This window comes from Lentzea sp. NEAU-D7 (assembly GCF_026242055.1).
GTDB lineage: Bacteria > Actinomycetota > Actinomycetes > Mycobacteriales > Pseudonocardiaceae > Lentzea.
The window spans coordinates 76,631-92,094 of record NZ_JAPJDL010000007.1; the positions used below are offsets into that span (position 1 = coordinate 76,631).

17 protein-coding genes are annotated in these 15,464 nt (G+C 68.0%); 10 read left to right on the forward strand and 7 right to left on the reverse strand.

The window, feature by feature from the left end:
* Positions 1 to 121 precede the first annotated feature (121 nt).
* From ORI60_RS16135 to ORI60_RS16145, 3 genes are all read right to left on the reverse strand, one after another.
* On the reverse strand, positions 122 to 568 hold the full coding sequence (locus ORI60_RS16135) for a hypothetical protein (protein WP_090066623.1): 447 nt from the start codon (positions 566 to 568) through the stop codon (positions 122 to 124).
* 125 nt (positions 569 to 693) lie between these two features.
* A complete protein-coding gene (locus ORI60_RS16140; RefSeq protein ID WP_266038120.1) occupies positions 694 to 1,836 on the reverse strand; it encodes a glycosyltransferase family 4 protein in 1,143 nt (380 codons plus the stop codon).
* Positions 1,837 to 1,917: 81 nt separating this feature from the next.
* Complete coding sequence (locus ORI60_RS16145) at positions 1,918 to 2,568, reverse strand: L-threonylcarbamoyladenylate synthase (protein WP_266038121.1); 651 nt, start codon at positions 2,566 to 2,568, stop codon at positions 1,918 to 1,920.
* Positions 2,569 to 2,892: 324 nt separating this feature from the next.
* On the opposite strand from ORI60_RS16145, the gene ORI60_RS16150 reads away from it, so the two are divergent.
* From ORI60_RS16150 to ORI60_RS16195, 10 genes are all read left to right on the forward strand, one after another.
* Positions 2,893 to 3,273: a hypothetical protein gene (locus ORI60_RS16150; RefSeq protein ID WP_266038122.1), complete on the forward strand. Its 381-nt coding sequence runs from the start codon at positions 2,893 to 2,895 to the stop codon at positions 3,271 to 3,273.
* Positions 3,273 to 3,806: a DUF3558 family protein gene (locus tag ORI60_RS16155; protein WP_266038123.1), complete on the forward strand. Its 534-nt coding sequence runs from the start codon at positions 3,273 to 3,275 to the stop codon at positions 3,804 to 3,806. The genes ORI60_RS16150 and ORI60_RS16155 overlap by 1 nt, the downstream gene beginning before the upstream one ends.
* Positions 3,807 to 3,828: 22 nt before the next feature.
* The gene (locus ORI60_RS16160; protein ID WP_266038124.1) at positions 3,829 to 5,082 is read left to right on the forward strand and encodes a hypothetical protein; all 1,254 of its coding nucleotides are present in this window, start codon (positions 3,829 to 3,831) and stop codon (positions 5,080 to 5,082) included.
* Positions 5,079 to 5,831, forward strand: a complete 753-nt coding sequence (locus ORI60_RS16165) for an ESX secretion-associated protein EspG (RefSeq protein WP_266038125.1) — start codon at positions 5,079 to 5,081, stop codon at positions 5,829 to 5,831. Before ORI60_RS16160 ends, ORI60_RS16165 begins: the two co-directional genes overlap by 4 nt.
* Positions 5,828 to 6,307: a YbaB/EbfC family nucleoid-associated protein gene (locus tag ORI60_RS16170; protein ID WP_266038126.1), complete on the forward strand. Its 480-nt coding sequence runs from the start codon at positions 5,828 to 5,830 to the stop codon at positions 6,305 to 6,307. The genes ORI60_RS16165 and ORI60_RS16170 overlap by 4 nt, the downstream gene beginning before the upstream one ends.
* Positions 6,304 to 6,612 (forward strand): type VII secretion target, encoded by a 309-nt coding sequence (locus ORI60_RS16175; protein ID WP_266038127.1) that lies wholly within the window; start codon positions 6,304 to 6,306, stop codon positions 6,610 to 6,612. Before ORI60_RS16170 ends, ORI60_RS16175 begins: the two co-directional genes overlap by 4 nt.
* A complete protein-coding gene (locus ORI60_RS16180) occupies positions 6,609 to 7,829 on the forward strand; it encodes a hypothetical protein (protein WP_266038128.1) in 1,221 nt (406 codons plus the stop codon). Before ORI60_RS16175 ends, ORI60_RS16180 begins: the two co-directional genes overlap by 4 nt.
* The gene (locus ORI60_RS16185; RefSeq protein ID WP_266038129.1) at positions 7,826 to 8,434 is read left to right on the forward strand and encodes a hypothetical protein; all 609 of its coding nucleotides are present in this window, start codon (positions 7,826 to 7,828) and stop codon (positions 8,432 to 8,434) included. Before ORI60_RS16180 ends, ORI60_RS16185 begins: the two co-directional genes overlap by 4 nt.
* A 416-nt stretch (positions 8,435 to 8,850) precedes the next feature.
* On the forward strand, positions 8,851 to 10,518 hold the full coding sequence (locus tag ORI60_RS16190; RefSeq protein WP_266038130.1) for a hypothetical protein: 1,668 nt from the start codon (positions 8,851 to 8,853) through the stop codon (positions 10,516 to 10,518).
* Entirely contained in the window at positions 10,515 to 10,838 is a 324-nt protein-coding gene (locus ORI60_RS16195; protein WP_266038131.1) for a hypothetical protein, read from the forward strand. The genes ORI60_RS16190 and ORI60_RS16195 overlap by 4 nt, the downstream gene beginning before the upstream one ends.
* 4 nt (positions 10,839 to 10,842) lie before the next feature.
* Here the strand turns inward: ORI60_RS16195 and prmC are convergent, their stop codons facing one another.
* Genes prmC through prfA form a run of 4 tightly spaced genes read right to left on the reverse strand, consistent with a single transcriptional unit; the run spans position 10,843 to position 15,420 of the window.
* Positions 10,843 to 11,709: a peptide chain release factor N(5)-glutamine methyltransferase gene (gene prmC / locus ORI60_RS16200; protein WP_266038452.1), complete on the reverse strand. Its 867-nt coding sequence runs from the start codon at positions 11,707 to 11,709 to the stop codon at positions 10,843 to 10,845.
* A gap of 18 nt (positions 11,710 to 11,727) precedes the next feature.
* Positions 11,728 to 13,113, reverse strand: a complete 1,386-nt coding sequence (gene lpdA / locus ORI60_RS16205) for a dihydrolipoyl dehydrogenase (protein ID WP_266038132.1) — start codon at positions 13,111 to 13,113, stop codon at positions 11,728 to 11,730.
* An 11-nt stretch (positions 13,114 to 13,124) separates the two neighbouring features.
* Positions 13,125 to 14,333 (reverse strand): acyl-CoA thioesterase/bile acid-CoA:amino acid N-acyltransferase family protein, encoded by a 1,209-nt coding sequence (locus ORI60_RS16210; RefSeq protein WP_266038133.1) that lies wholly within the window; start codon positions 14,331 to 14,333, stop codon positions 13,125 to 13,127.
* Between the two features lie 22 nt (positions 14,334 to 14,355).
* Entirely contained in the window at positions 14,356 to 15,420 is a 1,065-nt protein-coding gene (gene prfA, locus ORI60_RS16215) for a peptide chain release factor 1 (protein WP_266038134.1), read from the reverse strand.
* Positions 15,421 to 15,464 lie beyond the last annotated feature (44 nt).

Genomic DNA, 15,464 nt, shown 5'->3' on the forward strand with positions numbered 1-15,464 from the left:
GTTCACTCCGCCGGGGGAATCGTCACGATCTGGACTTAACGTACCTTACGGTTCGCAAGCGACTACCAGAGGCACCCCTGCTATCGGGTGTCCCTGGTCTGCGCGGACCATATCAGCAGGTCTAGGCGCCTTCGGAGGCGGGCACGACCATCTGGCTACGGCTGCGCTTGGAGGCTCTGGCCTCCAGGAACGACGTGACGAGCACAGTCGCCACCAGGGTGATTCCCAGTGCCTTGGGTTCGAGCCAGGACTGGTTGCGAAGCAGGATCACGGCGAGCAGCAACACGATCAGCTTGCCCATGAATCCACCGAGTGCGGCGACCATCACGAACATCGGATCGAGCGCCGCCGTCTTGCGCATCAACAACAACGTGGCAAGGCTCGAACCGATGGCGATCGCACCACCGATCAATGATCCGAAGAGACCAGCGGTCCCCCAGATCACAGTTGACACGACGACGCCGAGGACAAACGTGCCGAGCGCGGCCCACGCGGCCTCGCGGAACATTTCCCCGGCGAGTCGCTGGACGGTCAGCTCGTGCGTGACGGCCTTGTCCGCGTCGCTCATGTCCCGAAGTCTAGGAACCCGCATTCCAGCACCTGCGGGCAGCCCCTCGTTAACGGTGGTTAAGCGGCCCCAAACAAGATGGCGGACCAATTTCCCGTGTCTCGCGGGCGAACGGAGGTTTCCGTTCAGGACTTGCTGCGGGCGTCCCTGAGCCGGGGGATCACCGAGACCACGAACGTCACGATCAGCCCGATGACGAAGCACGTGGCGACGATGATCGGGTCGAACAGCGTGAGCGCGACGGCACCGAACGCCAGGACACCGGCCCACAAGTAGATGAGCAGCACGGCGCGGCGCTGCGAGTGCCCGATCTCCAGCAGCCGGTGGTGCAGGTGCATCTTGTCCGGGGAGAACGGGCTCTCGCCGCGGCGCGTGCGGCGGATGATGGCCATCAGCAGGTCGAGCAGAGGCACGAACAGCACCGCGGCGACCACGATCAGCGGCGAGAGCAGACCGAGCAGGTCGGCCGCGCTGCCGGTGGCCTGGTTGATCTTGCCCGACGCGCTGGTGGTGGCGGCGGCGAGCATGAGGCCGATGAGCATCGAGCCCGAGTCGCCCATGAAGATGCGCGCGGGGTTGAAGTTGTGCGGCAGGAAGCCCAGGCACGCCCCCGCCAGCACAGCGGCGATCAGGGCGGGCGGGTAGGCCTCGACGGCACCCTGGCGCTCGACGAGCAGACCGATGGAGAACGCGGCCGTCGCCGCGGCGGCGATGAGGCCGATGCCGGCGGCGAGCCCGTCGAGCCCGTCGACGAAGTTCATCGCGTTGATCATGGTGACCGCGAGCAGCACGGTCAGCAGAGCGCCCTGGTTCTGGTCGAGGGAGATCGTCGCGCCGCCGTCCCACGGCACCCACGCGATCATCCACTGCAGACCGAACAGCACGAGGATGCCCGCGGCCGTGACCTGGCCGGCGAGCTTGGTGAGCGAGTCGAGCTCGAACCTGTCGTCGATAGCGCCCACGAGCACGATGACGCCGCCCGCGACGATGACGCCCCACGGGTCGTTGGAGAAGTCGAACGCGGCCCGCAGCACCGGCAGCTGGTGCGCCACGAACATGCCGGCCAGCACACCGCCGTAGATGGCGACACCACCCATGCGCGGCATCGGCTGCACGTGCACGTCACGCTGCCGCGGGTACGCCACCGCCCCGAGCCGGAACGCCATCGCGCGCACCAGGCCGACGAGCAGGAACGTCACGACGGCAGCGATCAACGCGACGAGCAGGTACTCGCGCACGGGAAGGATGAACGAGGATGCGGGCCCCACGGGCCTACCAATCAATCGGGGGTGTTCGGGGTGGTCGCCACGGTACCCGCGGCGACCATGATCAATTCTGGCAGCCGCCGGCTACCGCGCGACCTCGACCTCGATACCGAGCACCTCGTTGACGTCTTCCTTGCTGACCGCACCCTCGCGCAGGATCAGCGCGTCGGGCCTGGTGAGGTCGACGATGGTGGAGGCGATGTTCTCGCCGCTGAGCCCACCGTCGAGGTACACGGGCACGGCGTCGCCGAGCTGGTCACGAGCCTCCTGCGCACTGGACGCGGGCGCGTGCCCGGTCTTGTTGGCGCTGGACACGGCCATCGGACCGACGTCGCGCAACAACTCGAGGGCGACAGGGTGCAAAGGCATGCGCAACATGACGGTGCCGCGCGTCTGCCCCAGATCCCACGCCAGGCTGGGCGCGTGCGGCAGCACGATGCTGAGCCCACCGGGCCAGAAGGCCTCGATGAGGGCCCGCGCCTGCCGCGGCACGCTGAGAACCAGCCCGTCGATGGTGGTCCAGGACCCGACCAGCACGGGCACGGGCATGTCGGGCCCACGCCCCTTGGCGTCGAGAAGACTCCGGACGGCTTCCGCGTCGAACGCGTCGCAGCCGATCCCGTAGACGGTGTCGGTGGGCAGGACGACAAGGCGCCCGCTCCGCACCGCGCCGGCGGCGGCGGCAAGCCCCGCCGCGCGATTGCCCGGTTCGCTGCAGTCGTAGACCGTGCTCACCTCGGTGAGCCTAGCCAGCCTCCACGGCCGGGTGACGCAAGGCCTGTCCTATCCCTCTCCCCCGCGGGCCGGACCGGACACTCTCCGAGATCTCGTTCGCGGTCCCGTACGTGCGGCCCGGTTCTCACTTCGCGCGTCTGCGACCGCTCTGACCAGGTGAAGTTCCGGCCCGAACAGGCTGAGTAGTTCAACGCATCCCCCAAACGGCCGCACAACTGTATGGTCATGAGTCGACCACGGAGCGCAATGGGGGAGGGTCGAGCTTCTGTGTCCGAGGAAGCAACGTCATGGGGGAAGCGCGGCAGTTTCCTGCCGAAGCAGAACGTGCAGGCCGTGCTCGGCACCGGTGTCGCGGACATCGCGGCTGCGAGCAAGGCGGTGGCGTCGGCCACCGGATCCGGAAGCTTCTCCGTCGATCCGGCCGTCGTCGACAGCATGGTGAGGAAGCTGCGCGAGATGAAGGACGCGCTGGCCGAGGTCTTCGACGCGAAGCGCGAACTCACGGCCGACACCAAGCTCGGCGGCGGCTACGCGCAGACGATGAGCCAGCTCAACAAGCAGTTCGGCGAACACGCCACGCAGCAGCTGGTCGACATCACCAAGGTCATTCAGTCGCTCATCGAACAGGTGGAGAAGAGTCGGGCCTCCTACCAAAATATCGATCAATCGCACGCCGACTCCCTCAAGAAGCTGAACGGGAAGTAATGAAGCGAACCTTGATCGCCGCCGCCATCGGTCTCACGGCGTTGTCCGCCGGGTGCACCGGTACGACGGGCACCCCGCAGCCAGGGCCGAGCGGCGGAGAGACTCCTACGACCACCTCCGGGGCAGTGTCCGGACTCGCGTCCGTCAAGCCTTGCGACCTCCTCAGCGAGGCTGAGGCGAAGGGGTTCGGACTCGAATACCCCGGAGAAGCGAAGAAGCTCGGGTCCGCCGACAACTGCCGCTGGAAGGTCAGCGGCGACGGCGGTGTGAGCGTCAGCGTTCGTCCCGATGCCGGCGTCAAGGACCTGAACACCAAGGGTGACAAGGACGTCGAGACGAAGATCGGCAAGTTCGACGCGATCCGTTCCGAGGGGTTCGAGGGCGCGAAGAGCACGTGCGCCATCTGGATTTCCGTCACCGACAGCTCGACCGTTTCGGTGATCGGGACGGTGGACCTGGCACGTGAAGACACGGCCGCAGCATGCGACCGTGCCGAAAAGGCCGCAGAGAAGGTCGCGGCGAAGCTGCCGTAACGCCATCCAAGGGGGAAATCTCATGGCGCCCGTCAAGCCCGTCGTCCAACCGTCGACGGAGAACTATCCGGCCCAGGAACACGACCACATGCAGGGCCTGGTCAACCAGAACTACGACCCGAACGCCGCGACGGGCGTCATCGACGTCTGGGTTCAGTTCGGCACGAAGTTCCGCGAGCTCGCCCACGACTTCAACAAGATCGTCAACGAGTCCCAGAGCGGCTGGAACGGCAATGCCGCCGAGGCGGTCCGGGCCGCGCTGACGAAGGTCAGCACGTTCGCGCACGACACGGGCTCGGCGTTCCACGCCACGGCCGGGGCCATCGCGACGCAGCGGGACGCGGCGGTGCAGGCGCACCACAGCATGCCGAAGCCCGTCGACTACAACCCGTTGCAGATCGCGGGCAAGTGGGGTGCGGCCGCGGTCATCGCTCCGCCGGCGATGATCGGTGGCGCCATCGAGATGTACACCACGCACAACGAAAAGGTCGAGGCCAAGCAGGAAGCCGTGCGCGTCATGCAGCAGCGTGACACCACGATGATGTCCGCGGCGCAGTCGATGCCCGCCATGGACGTGATCCCTGAGGTCACCAGGGACCAGGGCGTCACGCAGACGAGCAGCACCACGCACTCCCAGAGCCTGAGCAACTCCAGCACGTTCCAGCCTCGTTCCACCAGCACGGGCATGCCGGGCATCCCGTCGCCGAACGCCGGCAACAACAACACGACGAACCCCGCGTGGGTCGCGCCCGGACTCACCCAGCCGGGCAACCCGAACAACCCGCCCGGCGGCGGCCAGAACCGGCCCCCGGTCGGTCCTCCAGGAGCACTCCCGCCGGGAATGCTCCCGCCCGGCGTGCGACCGCCCGGCGGCGGCGTGAACGGCAGGCCCGGCGGCGGTGGACCAGGTGGTCCTGGCGGTGGCCGCGGCGGCGGTCCCGGTGGCCCCGGCGGTGGCGGTGCGGGTGGCCGCGGCATGGGTCCCGGCGGCATGGCCGGTGTGGGCGGCTCAGGTCGTGGCATGGGCAGCTTCGGTCCCGCCACCCCTGGTGGCAGCGCCGGCGTCGCGGGTGGTCCGGGTGGCGCCGCGGGTGCCGGCGGTGCTGGTGCCGCGGGCCGTGGCGGCGCCGCCGGTGCGGGTGGCATGGGTGCCGGAGGTGGCGCCGGTGCCGGGAGTGGCGAGGAGGACAAGGAGCACAAGTCCAACTACCTCATCCCCACCGACGAGTTCTTCGACGACGATCGCATGGTCGCGCCGCCGGTGATCGGCGGATGAGGCAGATCGCGCAGCTCTCCCTGCCCGCGTTCGAGGTCCTCTGGGAGGACCTGCGGGCGGGGAGCATCCCGTACCCGTTCGACATCAGCCAGCACGGCGAGACGCTCGACGAGCGCGCCCGCATCAAGGCCGCCGTGCACGCCGATCTCGAACGCCGGAACCTGGCACGGCGGGGCAGGCCGGAGCCCGACCTCGAGGACGCGCTGAACCTGTTGGCGCGCCCCGAACTCCGCGTGATCGCGCTCTGCATCCCGGACATGACCCAGCAGAAGCTCGTTCGCGCCAGCGTGGTGGCGCGCGGCGGCTACGCGGTGCTGGTGGTCCAGGAGGACACGGGCGTCACGCTGAGCCTGGTGCAGCCCAACGAGATCGCCACCTGCCTCGCGAACGCCATGCCGCACGGCAGGCCGGGGCCGGGCAAGCTCGTGACGGTGCCGGCCCAGGCCTTCGAAAGCCTTCCGCAGCAACAAGAGGGCTTCCGGCAGTCGGTCCGCACGGCGGAGAGCGACGAGGTCCGCATCGCCAAGCAGATGCTGACCGGCCCGGCCATCGGCAACGGACACTTCCTGGTGCAGATGGGACAGGGCCGCACCACCCGCGACTTCCCGCCCGTCACGTGGGTCGACACCAGCCAGGGGCGCTACGCCAACGTCGAGACCCGCAAAGGCTGGTTCACGATCAGCCCCGCCGACAACATGGGACTGGCACGACACCTCGGACAGGTGCTGGCGATGACGAGCGAGCGATGAACCCCGAACAGATGATCGCGGACCTGGAGTCAAGGGCGCAGCAGCTCCAGCAGCGCTCCCAGCAGATGCAGGAGCAGATCCAGCAGGCCAGCAGCACCGTCACCTCCCCCAACGAGGCGGTGACGGTTCAGGTCGCTCCGAACGGCGCGTTGCAGCACATCGAGTTCTCGCCCGTCGCGATGCGACTGACGCACGTGCAGCTGAGCCAGCTCGTGATGCAGACCGTGCAGAAGGCCCAGATCCAGGCCGCCGAGCAGGTCGCGTCCATTGTGGAGCCTGAGTTCGGCGGCACCGAGGCGATGGATTTCCTGCGCAGCTTCATCCCGCAGCAGGAGGAAGAAGAAGCGCCGCCACCGCCCGCGGAGGGTCAGGTCATGCGCGAGGTCTCGTGGAACGAGCCCGCGCCGAAGCTGCAGCCGAGGCCACAGCGCCCGCCGGAGGATGACGAGGACGGATTCGGGAGCGTGCTCCGATGACCGGCCCGGGATTCGGCGTTGACCCGGTCGAACTGCTCAAGTTCGCGAAGGGCCAGCGAACGCGGGAAGACGCACTGGACGCCGTCGGCAGTAAGGCGGCCGCGGTCGACCTGGGCGGCGACACGTTCGGCCAGTTGCTGTCCTTCTTCGCTGCGAACGCGCAGGAGTGGGCGCAGGGCACCACCGCCGCGATCAGGGAACTCGCCACTGCTGTCGGCAAAGCCTCCGAAGACACCGTGGCAACAGCCGAGACCTACGAGTCCCATGAAGACGCGAACCGCGACAGGTTCGGAGGCCCTCGATGAGCTGGACCGGCTTCGGCGATGGAGCCTTGCACACCGACAACTACGCGGGCGCAGGCCCTGTCGAGTCGTTGGCTCAGACCATCGACTCGGCAATGCGCCTCGGAGAAGGGGACGTCGCCGAGTTCGGCATGAACGCGGCCGCGCTCGGCCTCGACGTGCTGGGCGCCGTCATGGATCCGGTGGGCGCGCTCGCCACCGCTGGCATCGGCTGGCTGATCGAACATCTCAGCTTTCTGCGCGAACCGCTCGACTGGTTGGCCGGCAACGGCGACAAGATCAAGGCTGCTGTCACCACGTGGAACCAGGTCGCGGACGATCTCCACAACATCAGTGAGCAACAGGACAGGGCCGTTAAGAGCGAGCTCCCGTGCTGGGAGCAGGGCACCGCGGCCGAGCGGTTCCGGCAGAGCCAGGGCGAACTGGCCGCCGAGATCGCGATGGTGTCGAAGATGAGCACCTACGTCGCATCCGAGGTGGCCACCGCAGGCACCATCACGGCGGCGATCCGCGGCATGATCCGCGATCTCATCGCGCTGTTCATCTGGGAAGTCATCCGCAACGCGGTCATCGCGCTCGCGTCGTCGGTGGTGTCGCTGGGCAGCTCGATCGCAGCGTTCTCGGCATGGGCCGTGGGGCGCGGAGCGATGGTGCTCGGCAAGATCACGCAACAGCTGGCCAAGCTGGTCAAGCTGGTCATGCGCATCATGAACCGCGTGAAGGGCCTCTTCGGACAACTGGGCGACGCTCTGAAGCGCCTCGGCAGGTTCGGCAATGGCGGCGGCACGAGCGCGCCGCGCACTCCGTCGCCCCGGGGAGACGGTCTCGCGGATGCGGGCAAGCGGCTGGAGGACTGGGGCAGCACTCGCCCCTCGCTCAGCGATGCCGGTGACAAGCTCAAGCAGGCAGGTCGCGAGTTCAAGGACGGCTACGGAGACGCGGGCAACGTCTGGAAGAACAAGTACGAGGAACCGTGGAGCAACAGGGAGCACGTCAAGAGGGTTTCCGAGAAATCCCAGGACGCGGTCGGGGCTTACACACCCTATAAGCCGCGCACGCGCCCAGACGGCACGGTGACGCCGCACTCGATGCCCAACATCGAGAACGGCGGCTGGGTCGCCAAAGCTACGGCAGACCATCTCCGTGAGTGGGCGAAGTACGACGAGTTGGAGAGCCAGGGCCGAACGTTCCCGAGACAGCAAGGATCGTTGGACGAGTGACCCGCCCCAGACCCGAGCTCCAGCCGAAGCAACTTGTTCGCACAGGCCTGCTCGCTTCAGGAATCATCGCGGGCAGCTTCCTCTTCATGGCGGTCGGCAAGGCCTTCATCCTCGTGGCGTTCGCCGTGGTCGCCTGCTTGATCTTCTACGTCCTCGCTGCCGGGGGCTACCGGCCCAAGCCGTCGAGGTGGGCCGGTCTTCCCGCGATGGTGATCGGCATCGTCACCGTCTTCCCCTCGAACGTCGGCAGTCATTCGTTGTGGCTCACCGCGTTCGGGGACAACCTGCGCTGCGACGTCATCAGCGTCCAGGAACACCCCGGCCGACGTGGCCCCACGACCTACAGCAACGAGCTGCGGTGCGGCGACCGGCAGGTGCACTACACGCCGACGTCGTCCCACTCTGCTCAGAAGCCCGGCGCGGAGATGGACCTCGTCGTCGACAGGACGGGGTTCGTCCCCCACCTGGAACCTGACAAGGTCGGGCTGGGGCGCAGCCTGATGTTGCTGGTCGCCCTGCTCATGAACGCGGCGTTCATCTTCCTCGTCGCCTGGCTTCCGGTTCGCGAAGCCGTGCCGGCGGAAGCAGAAGAGGACCAGAGGTAGGCGCACACGCGGTCACGCGCGAGGCGGCGGTTCCTCGTAGCGCGTGACCGCGTGCCCTCCCCGCGGAGAACATACGACCGTTCGGCTCCACCGGCATCAAACGTCGTGTTATTGGCCAGGATTTGGCCACTCCCCACACCGGGCAGGACGCGGCGCCGGAGCGGCGGCGTCGGGATGGCGCGTCCGGCAAGCGCGTCGTTTGCCCTCTTTCGGCGCATTGACAATGCCTATTTTCGCCATCTTCGCCCCATTCCGATCAGGAACGACTATCGTCCCTGCAGCAGAGTTCAATTACGTGTTGTTGTTGTCTCACCATGTCCCTGACCAGCACAAAGACAGAGTGCTCTATTCAATGACAGAAAGTGGACAGGACAATGTCAACTCCCGCGCCGGCGACGGGAAACGATTCTCCGAAGTTGCGCGACGACACGACCCGCTTCCTCTGCGGAGCCGCTCACCGCGACGAGGAGTTCGCGGATTCCGCCATTCGCGAGTACCTCGTGGAGGCCACTCGGTCGATTCCGCGTTCGCCCGGCGTCAACTCCGGCGCGGTGTTGCGGGAGGCGGTGGCGGCGCGTACTCGGCGCAAGGTGCGCGACGGGCTGCTGCTGGTGCTGGCGGTGGCGGCGTTGTTCGCCGCGAGCGGGACGGTGCTCGTGATCTGGCTGGTGATCGCCTCCCTCGCGGCGGCCGGGGCCGGGGCTCGGATGGCGTTCGCGCGGCCGCGGCGGGTCGCGCAGCGGGGGCCGGCCGTGCTCGGCGCGATCGCCAGCGCGATCGCGCTCTTCTTCGTGCTGTACAAGTTCATCGAAGAGCTCGACGACTCCACCTCGTACTGCAGGCCCAGGTACGAGGAGTGCGGGCCGGAGAGCAGCGACGGCGCGCTCGCGGTCTTGATCATCGCGATCGTGCTGATCTTCGCGGTGCTGTTCGCGGATCGGGTCGTGACGTGGCTGCTGGTCACGAAGAGCTTCCGGCGCGCGGGGTTCCGCACCAGCAAGGGCGAGAAGGAGCTGTGGCGAAACGAGTGGGCGTTCCGGGGGCTTGGGCACGCGAACTACGCCGCAGCGCTCGCGCTCTACCCGGTCGAGGAGGACGACGAGCCTGACGAGGCGGACGGCGCTCAGGTGATCGTCTACCACGGCTACCGGCCGTTCGTCGGCTCCGGTGCGATGTTCGAACCGTGGTCCATGGCGCTGCCCCTCAAGCCCGCCGAGGGGAAGCTCGACGCGCCACTGCCGGGATTCGCCCTGCCGGAGCTGTACGAGCGCATCACGAGCGAGCTGGTCAAGACGGGCCGTTCGCCGTCGTTGTCGCCGGGTCATCGGTTGCGCAACCTCCAGACCGGCGACCGCGTCGTCATCTCCTCGGTCGAGCTGATCGACCACATCGACGACGCCGAGGCGCGGATCGTGTTGCCCGACAAGGACCACTCGCCGCAGGACACGGTCAGCCGGTCCGTTGTGGACGATCTGATCACCAGGCCGATGGAGTGGATGCGCTACTTCCGCTCGTTCCAGGTCGAGACGTGGGACCGCGACGTGGTGATCTCCGCGTACCTGACGTTCGGACTCGACGACGAGATGCTCTACGTCGAGTGGACGCCGTGCATCCTGCACCCGATCAACTCCGAGCACCGGAAGATCGACATGCTGCCCGAGCAGTCGCTGCGGCCGTTCGTCGAGGCGATCGTGGACCTGCTGAGGTTCCCGGCCTCGATCCCGAAGCGGTTCACCACGGCGGTCGGCTGGATGAACCCCATCCCGCAGGCGGAGGGCACGTACGTCGCGGAGCGCTACGGCGCCAGCAACAGCCTGCGCGAACTCGCTAGCAGGAGCCAGGTCGACAACTACTTCCAGCTCACCGACGTCGAGCGCTACATCAAGGTGCTGGAGTCACGGCTGCTGCGCACGCTCGGCGAGTTCCTGGAGAGCAAGGGCATCTCGGTCACCGAGTTCATGGAACAGGCCATGCAGGTGACGAGCAACAACGTGCACATCACCGGCCCGGTGATCTCCAGCAACATCGGCACGTCGGGCAAGGCACGCACCGGCAAGACGAACGTCGGCAAGGGAACCTCATGAACGAGCGCAACTTCGAGATCCAGGGCCCGGTGATCGGCAGCAACATCGGGACCAGCGGACGCGCCAGGACCGGGGACGTCCACATCGGACACATCAAGGACGTGAGCACCGTGCTGCGGCTGCTCGACGAGCTGCGCGAGGACCTGAACGAGGCCCAGGCGGCCACGTCCACGATCGAGGTGGTGGACGACCTCCGCGCCGAAGCCCGCAAACCCAAGCCCAGCAAGGACGTCGCGGACCACCTGATGGACAAGCTGTCGGACCGCGGCCTGGGCGAGCAGGTGAAGGACCTGTCGAAGGCCTTCGACGCCCTCTTCTGACCCGCTACCCGACCTTGCGGGCGGTCGCGAACCGCGGCCTCCCGGCGAGGTCGGCGTGGTCGGTCACGTCCGTGAGCACGCGCCGCGCGGACAGCAGCGCCGGCACGGACTCGCCCTGCGTGTCGTCGTGCTCGATCCCGACGGACCCGCCGGGCTTCAGCCACCGCGCGGCCGCCCGCACGACGTGCCTGATCACGTCCAGCCCGTCGGCGCCCGAGAACACGGCGTGGTGCGGATCGTGCACGCCCACCTCGGGCTGCACCGGGGTTCCCTCGGGCACGTAGGGCGGGTTGCACACCACGAGATCCACCAGACCGTCCAGGTCGGACAGCAGCGACGGGTCGGTGGCGTCACCCGAGTGCAGCCGGATCGGCGTGTCCCCGGCCGCCACCCGCGCGTCGGCGTTGCGCCGCGTCCACGACAGCGCCTGCGGGTCGATCTCCACCGCGTGCACCACCGCGTCCGGGCGGGCGGCCGCGATCGACAACGCCAGCGCGCCCGTTCCCGTGCAGAGGTCCACGACCACCGGCGACGAGACGCCGACGAGCGCCTTGAGGCCCCACTCCATCAGCAGCTCGGTCTCGGGCCGCGGCACGAACACCCCCGGCCCGACCTCGACCGAGATGGTGCCCATGGGCGCCCAGCCGAGGATGTGCTGCAACGGGATGCGCGAGGCGCGAACGCGCACGAGCTTGTGCAGCTGGTCGATCACCGACGGATCGACCAGCGGGATGAGCGGCAGCCGCCCGCGCTCGACGCCGAGCACGTGCGCGGCCAGGTACTCCGCGTCGACGCGCGGACTGTCCACCCCCGCCTCGGCGAGGATCTTCGCCGCCTCGGAGACGGCGAGGCGGATCGGCTGCCGGTTCATCATCGAGAAGAAGCTATCTCAGAAGTTGATCATGTGCCCGGCCAGGCCGTGCACCGCTTCCTTGACCGCCTCGGACAGCGTCGGGTGCGCGTGGACGTTGCGCGCGACCTCGTGGACGGTGAGGTCCCACTGCTGCGCCAGCGTGAGCTCGGGAAGCAGCTCGGTCGCCTCGGGGCCGATGATGTGGCCGCCGAGCAGCTCGCCGTGCTTGCCGTCACTGATCAGCTTCACGAAGCCGCCGGGCTCGGCCAGGCCGTGCGCCTTGCCGTTCGCGGTGAACGGGAACTTCGCGACCTGGACGTCGAAGCCCTTCTCGCGGGCCTGCTTCTCGGTGTAGCCGAAGGAGGCGATCTGCGGCTGGCAGAACGTCGCCCGCGGGATCATCACGTAGTCGAGCTCCATGGTCTCGGCGCCCGCGATGGTCTCCGCGGCGATGATGCCCATGGACTCGGCCGTGTGCGCGAGCATCAGCTTCGCGGTGACGTCGCCGATCGCGAAGATGTGCGGCACGTTGGTGCGCCCGCGGCCGTCGATGTCGATCGCGCCGCGCTCGGTGAGCTTCACGCCGGTCTTGTCGAGGCCGTAGCCCTCGACGCGCGGCACGAACCCGATGGCCTGCATGACCTTGTCGGCCTCGAGGACTTCCTCGGCACCGTTCTTCGAGACGGTGACGCGGACCTTCGGGCCCGACTCGTCGATCGACTCGACCCGCGTGCCGACGCGCACGTCGACGCCCAGCTTCTTGTAGCGCTTGAGGAGCTCGGCGGACACCTCTTCGTCCTCGAGCGGCACCATGCGGTCGAGGAACTCGACGATGGTGACCTTCACGCCGTAGTTGTGCATGACGTAGGCGAACTCGACGCCGATCGCGCCCGCACCGGCGATGATGATCGACTCGGGGAGGTCCTCGGTCATGATCTGCTCTTCGTAGGTCACGACGCGGTCGGACTTCTGCGTGTTGGGCAGCATCCGGGTCGTGGCGCCCACGGCGATGATCGCGTGGCCGAACGTGATCGTCTCGTCCCCGACGGTCAGCGTGTGGTCGTCGGTGAAGTTGGCCCACCCGTTGTACTCGGTGATGCCGTTCTTCTTCATGAGGAAGTGCACGCCCTTGACGCGCCCGTCGGCGACCTTGCGGCTGCGCTGCCACGCCGCGCTGTAGTCGAAGCTGACGGTTCCGTCGACCTTGATGCCGAACGTCTTCTGCTCGTGCGTGAAGAGGTGCGCGAGCTCAGCGTTGCGCAGAAGAGCCTTCGAGGGGATGCAGCCCACGTTCAGGCACACACCGCCCCAGTACTTCTCCTCCACGATGGCGGTCTTCAGCCCGAGCTGAGCCGCACGGATCGCGGCGACGTACCCGCCGGGACCCGCACCCACGACGACGACATCAAAGTGTGCGCTCATAAGCACACAACCTAGCTCCCGAGCTGCTCCCGCAAGAACTCAACCGTCCGTTTCCAGGCGTTCGCGCGGGCGCGTGCGGTGGCCTGCGGAACACCACCACCCGAGAAGGTGACGCCCGGCCCCGGATAGGTCACGTCGGTGGCCGGCCGGTGCGGCGGGCCCGCGATCAGGTGTCCTGCCTCGGGATACACGACGTGCTCGTACGGGAACGGGTGCTCGTGGTCCTTCAGCCGCCGCATCGCGACGTCGCTCAGCTCGGCCGACGGCCACCCGTCGTCCTGCCCGGACGAGATGAGCAACACACCTCCGGCGATGTTCTCGACCGGGATCTCGGTGTCCTCGGGGATGCCGTCGCTCGTGTCGAACGCGAGCCGCAGCGGCACCGGTTCGCCGTTCACGATCTTCGCGCGCAGCTCGTCGCCCACGTAGTACGGCAGGTACGGCAGCGGCTCGCCCTTCCACGTCCACGACGCCGCCTCGTGCTGGAGCTTCTGCAGCAGGTTCGCGCCCGGCCCGATCGCCTGCGTCACCACACCGCTGCCGACGACGCTCACAACAGCGCTGACCTGCGAGAACTTGGACCCGACGAGCAACGCCAGCTCACCGCCGCGCGAGCCGCCGACGACACCGATCTCGCCCGCGCGTTCGGACAGGTGCTCGATCGCCTTGCCGAAGTACTCCAGCGGGACGTCCTCGAGGTGCTCCGGCAGCCCGTCCACGCCGAAGTAGCCGAGCGCGAACGTGACGAACCCGTGCGCGGCCAGCAGCGCCGCGTCAGCCTCCTGAAGACCGCCCTCCGACCCTCCGAGCACGATGACGCCCGGCAGCTCGCCTCCGTCGTCCTCAGGGGCGAACAGCGTGCCCACGAGACCGTGCTCCCGGACCTCCAGCCGCTCGACGCCCTCGGGCACGGACTGCCGGTCGAGCACGCGGTCCCCCACGCCCTCGACGGAGAGGACGGTGGGGCCGGCCTTGCCGCCGGTGCGTTCCAGCGACCAGAACAGCCCCATCGGGTCGACGCCGTCGTAGCTGCCATCGACTGGTGCGTGCCGTGTGAGGTCCACGACGCCACGGTCGTCAGCCTCGAACACGGCACGGGAGGCGCGATCACCCGTGGACAGCTGCACGGTGATCGACTGGCCGGGTTCCAGCCCGGCGACGACCACGTCCACCTGCCGGTCGAGAGGCGCTGTCAGCGGACTAACCAGGATCTCGGCCACAACGCGCCCCTCTCACGTCGGATTACCCGCCTGCGAGCCGTTCTGCCCGGTCAGCGGCGGCGAGTGCGTCCACCACCGCGTCCAGGTCACCGTCGAGCACCTGGTCCAGGTTATGCGCTTTGTACCCAACCCGGTGATCAGAAATTCGCGATTCCGGGAAGTTGTACGTCCGCACGCGCTCGCTGCGGTCGACCGTGCGGATCTGGGTGCGGCGCGCGTCCGACTGCTCCTGCGCCTTCTGCTCCTCGGCGAGGGCGATCAGGCGGCTCTGCAGCACCTGCATGGCGCGGGCCTTGTTCTGCAGCTGGCTGCGCTCGTTCTGGCAGGACGTGACGATGCCGGTGGGCAGGTGGGTGATGCGCACCGCGGAGTCGGTGGTGTTGACCGACTGGCCGCCCTTGCCCGACGACCGGTACACGTCGATGCGCAGGTCCTTCTCGTCGATCTCGACCGCGGCGGTCTCCTCGGTCTCCGGGAAGACGAGGACGCCGGCGGCCGACGTGTGGATGCGCCCCTGCGACTCGGTGACGGGCACGCGCTGCACGCGGTGCACGCCGCCCTCCCACTTCAGCCGGCTCCACACCCCGTCCGGGACCGGGCTCTTGGCCTTGATGGAGACGGTGACGTCCTTGAACCCGCCGAGGTCGGAGTCGGTGCCGTCGAGCATCTCGACCTTCCACCCCTGCCGCTCGGCGTACCGCGTGTACATGCGCAGCAGGTCCCCGGCGAACAGCGCGGACTCCTCGCCGCCCTCGCCGGACTTGATCTCCAGCAGCACGTCGTCCCCGTCGTGCGGGTCGCGCGGCAGCAGCAGTTCGTTGAGCTTCTCCTCCAGCCTGGGGAGCTGCTCCTCGATCTGCTCGACCTCCTCCTGGAACGACCGGTCCTCGGCAGCCAGCTCCCTGGCCGCCTCCAGGTCGTTCCTGGCCTGCTCGATCTCCCGCGCCGTCTTCACGATCGGACCGAGCGCGGCGTACCGCTTGCCGAGCTTGCGCGCCCCCGTCTGGTCAGCGTGCACGGAGGGGTCGGCGAGCTTCTTCTCCAGCTCGTCGTACTCGGCGAGCAAGCTGTCCAGCGACTGCGACACGTCTCCTGCTTTCGTAGTGTTTCCCTGGAAACGGCGACGGCGCC

Excerpts from the sequence above, each read along its gene's own strand:
- lpdA (WP_266038132.1), bottom strand. The coding sequence starts at position 13,113 with ATGAGCGCACACTTTGATGTCGTCGTCGTGGGTGCGGGTCCCGGCGGG.
- prmC (WP_266038452.1), bottom strand. The coding sequence starts at position 11,709 with ATGAACCGGCAGCCGATCCGCCTCGCCGTCTCCGAGGCGGCGAAGATC.
- ORI60_RS16160 (WP_266038124.1), top strand. The coding sequence starts at position 3,829 with ATGGCGCCCGTCAAGCCCGTCGTCCAACCGTCGACGGAGAACTATCCG.
- ORI60_RS16135 (WP_090066623.1), bottom strand. The coding sequence starts at position 568 with ATGAGCGACGCGGACAAGGCCGTCACGCACGAGCTGACCGTCCAGCGA.
- ORI60_RS16175 (WP_266038127.1), top strand. The coding sequence starts at position 6,304 with ATGACCGGCCCGGGATTCGGCGTTGACCCGGTCGAACTGCTCAAGTTC.
- ORI60_RS16170 (WP_266038126.1), top strand. The coding sequence starts at position 5,828 with ATGAACCCCGAACAGATGATCGCGGACCTGGAGTCAAGGGCGCAGCAG.
- ORI60_RS16180 (WP_266038128.1), top strand. The coding sequence starts at position 6,609 with ATGAGCTGGACCGGCTTCGGCGATGGAGCCTTGCACACCGACAACTAC.
- ORI60_RS16195 (WP_266038131.1), top strand. The coding sequence starts at position 10,515 with ATGAACGAGCGCAACTTCGAGATCCAGGGCCCGGTGATCGGCAGCAAC.
- ORI60_RS16165 (WP_266038125.1), top strand. The coding sequence starts at position 5,079 with ATGAGGCAGATCGCGCAGCTCTCCCTGCCCGCGTTCGAGGTCCTCTGG.
- ORI60_RS16155 (WP_266038123.1), top strand. The coding sequence starts at position 3,273 with ATGAAGCGAACCTTGATCGCCGCCGCCATCGGTCTCACGGCGTTGTCC.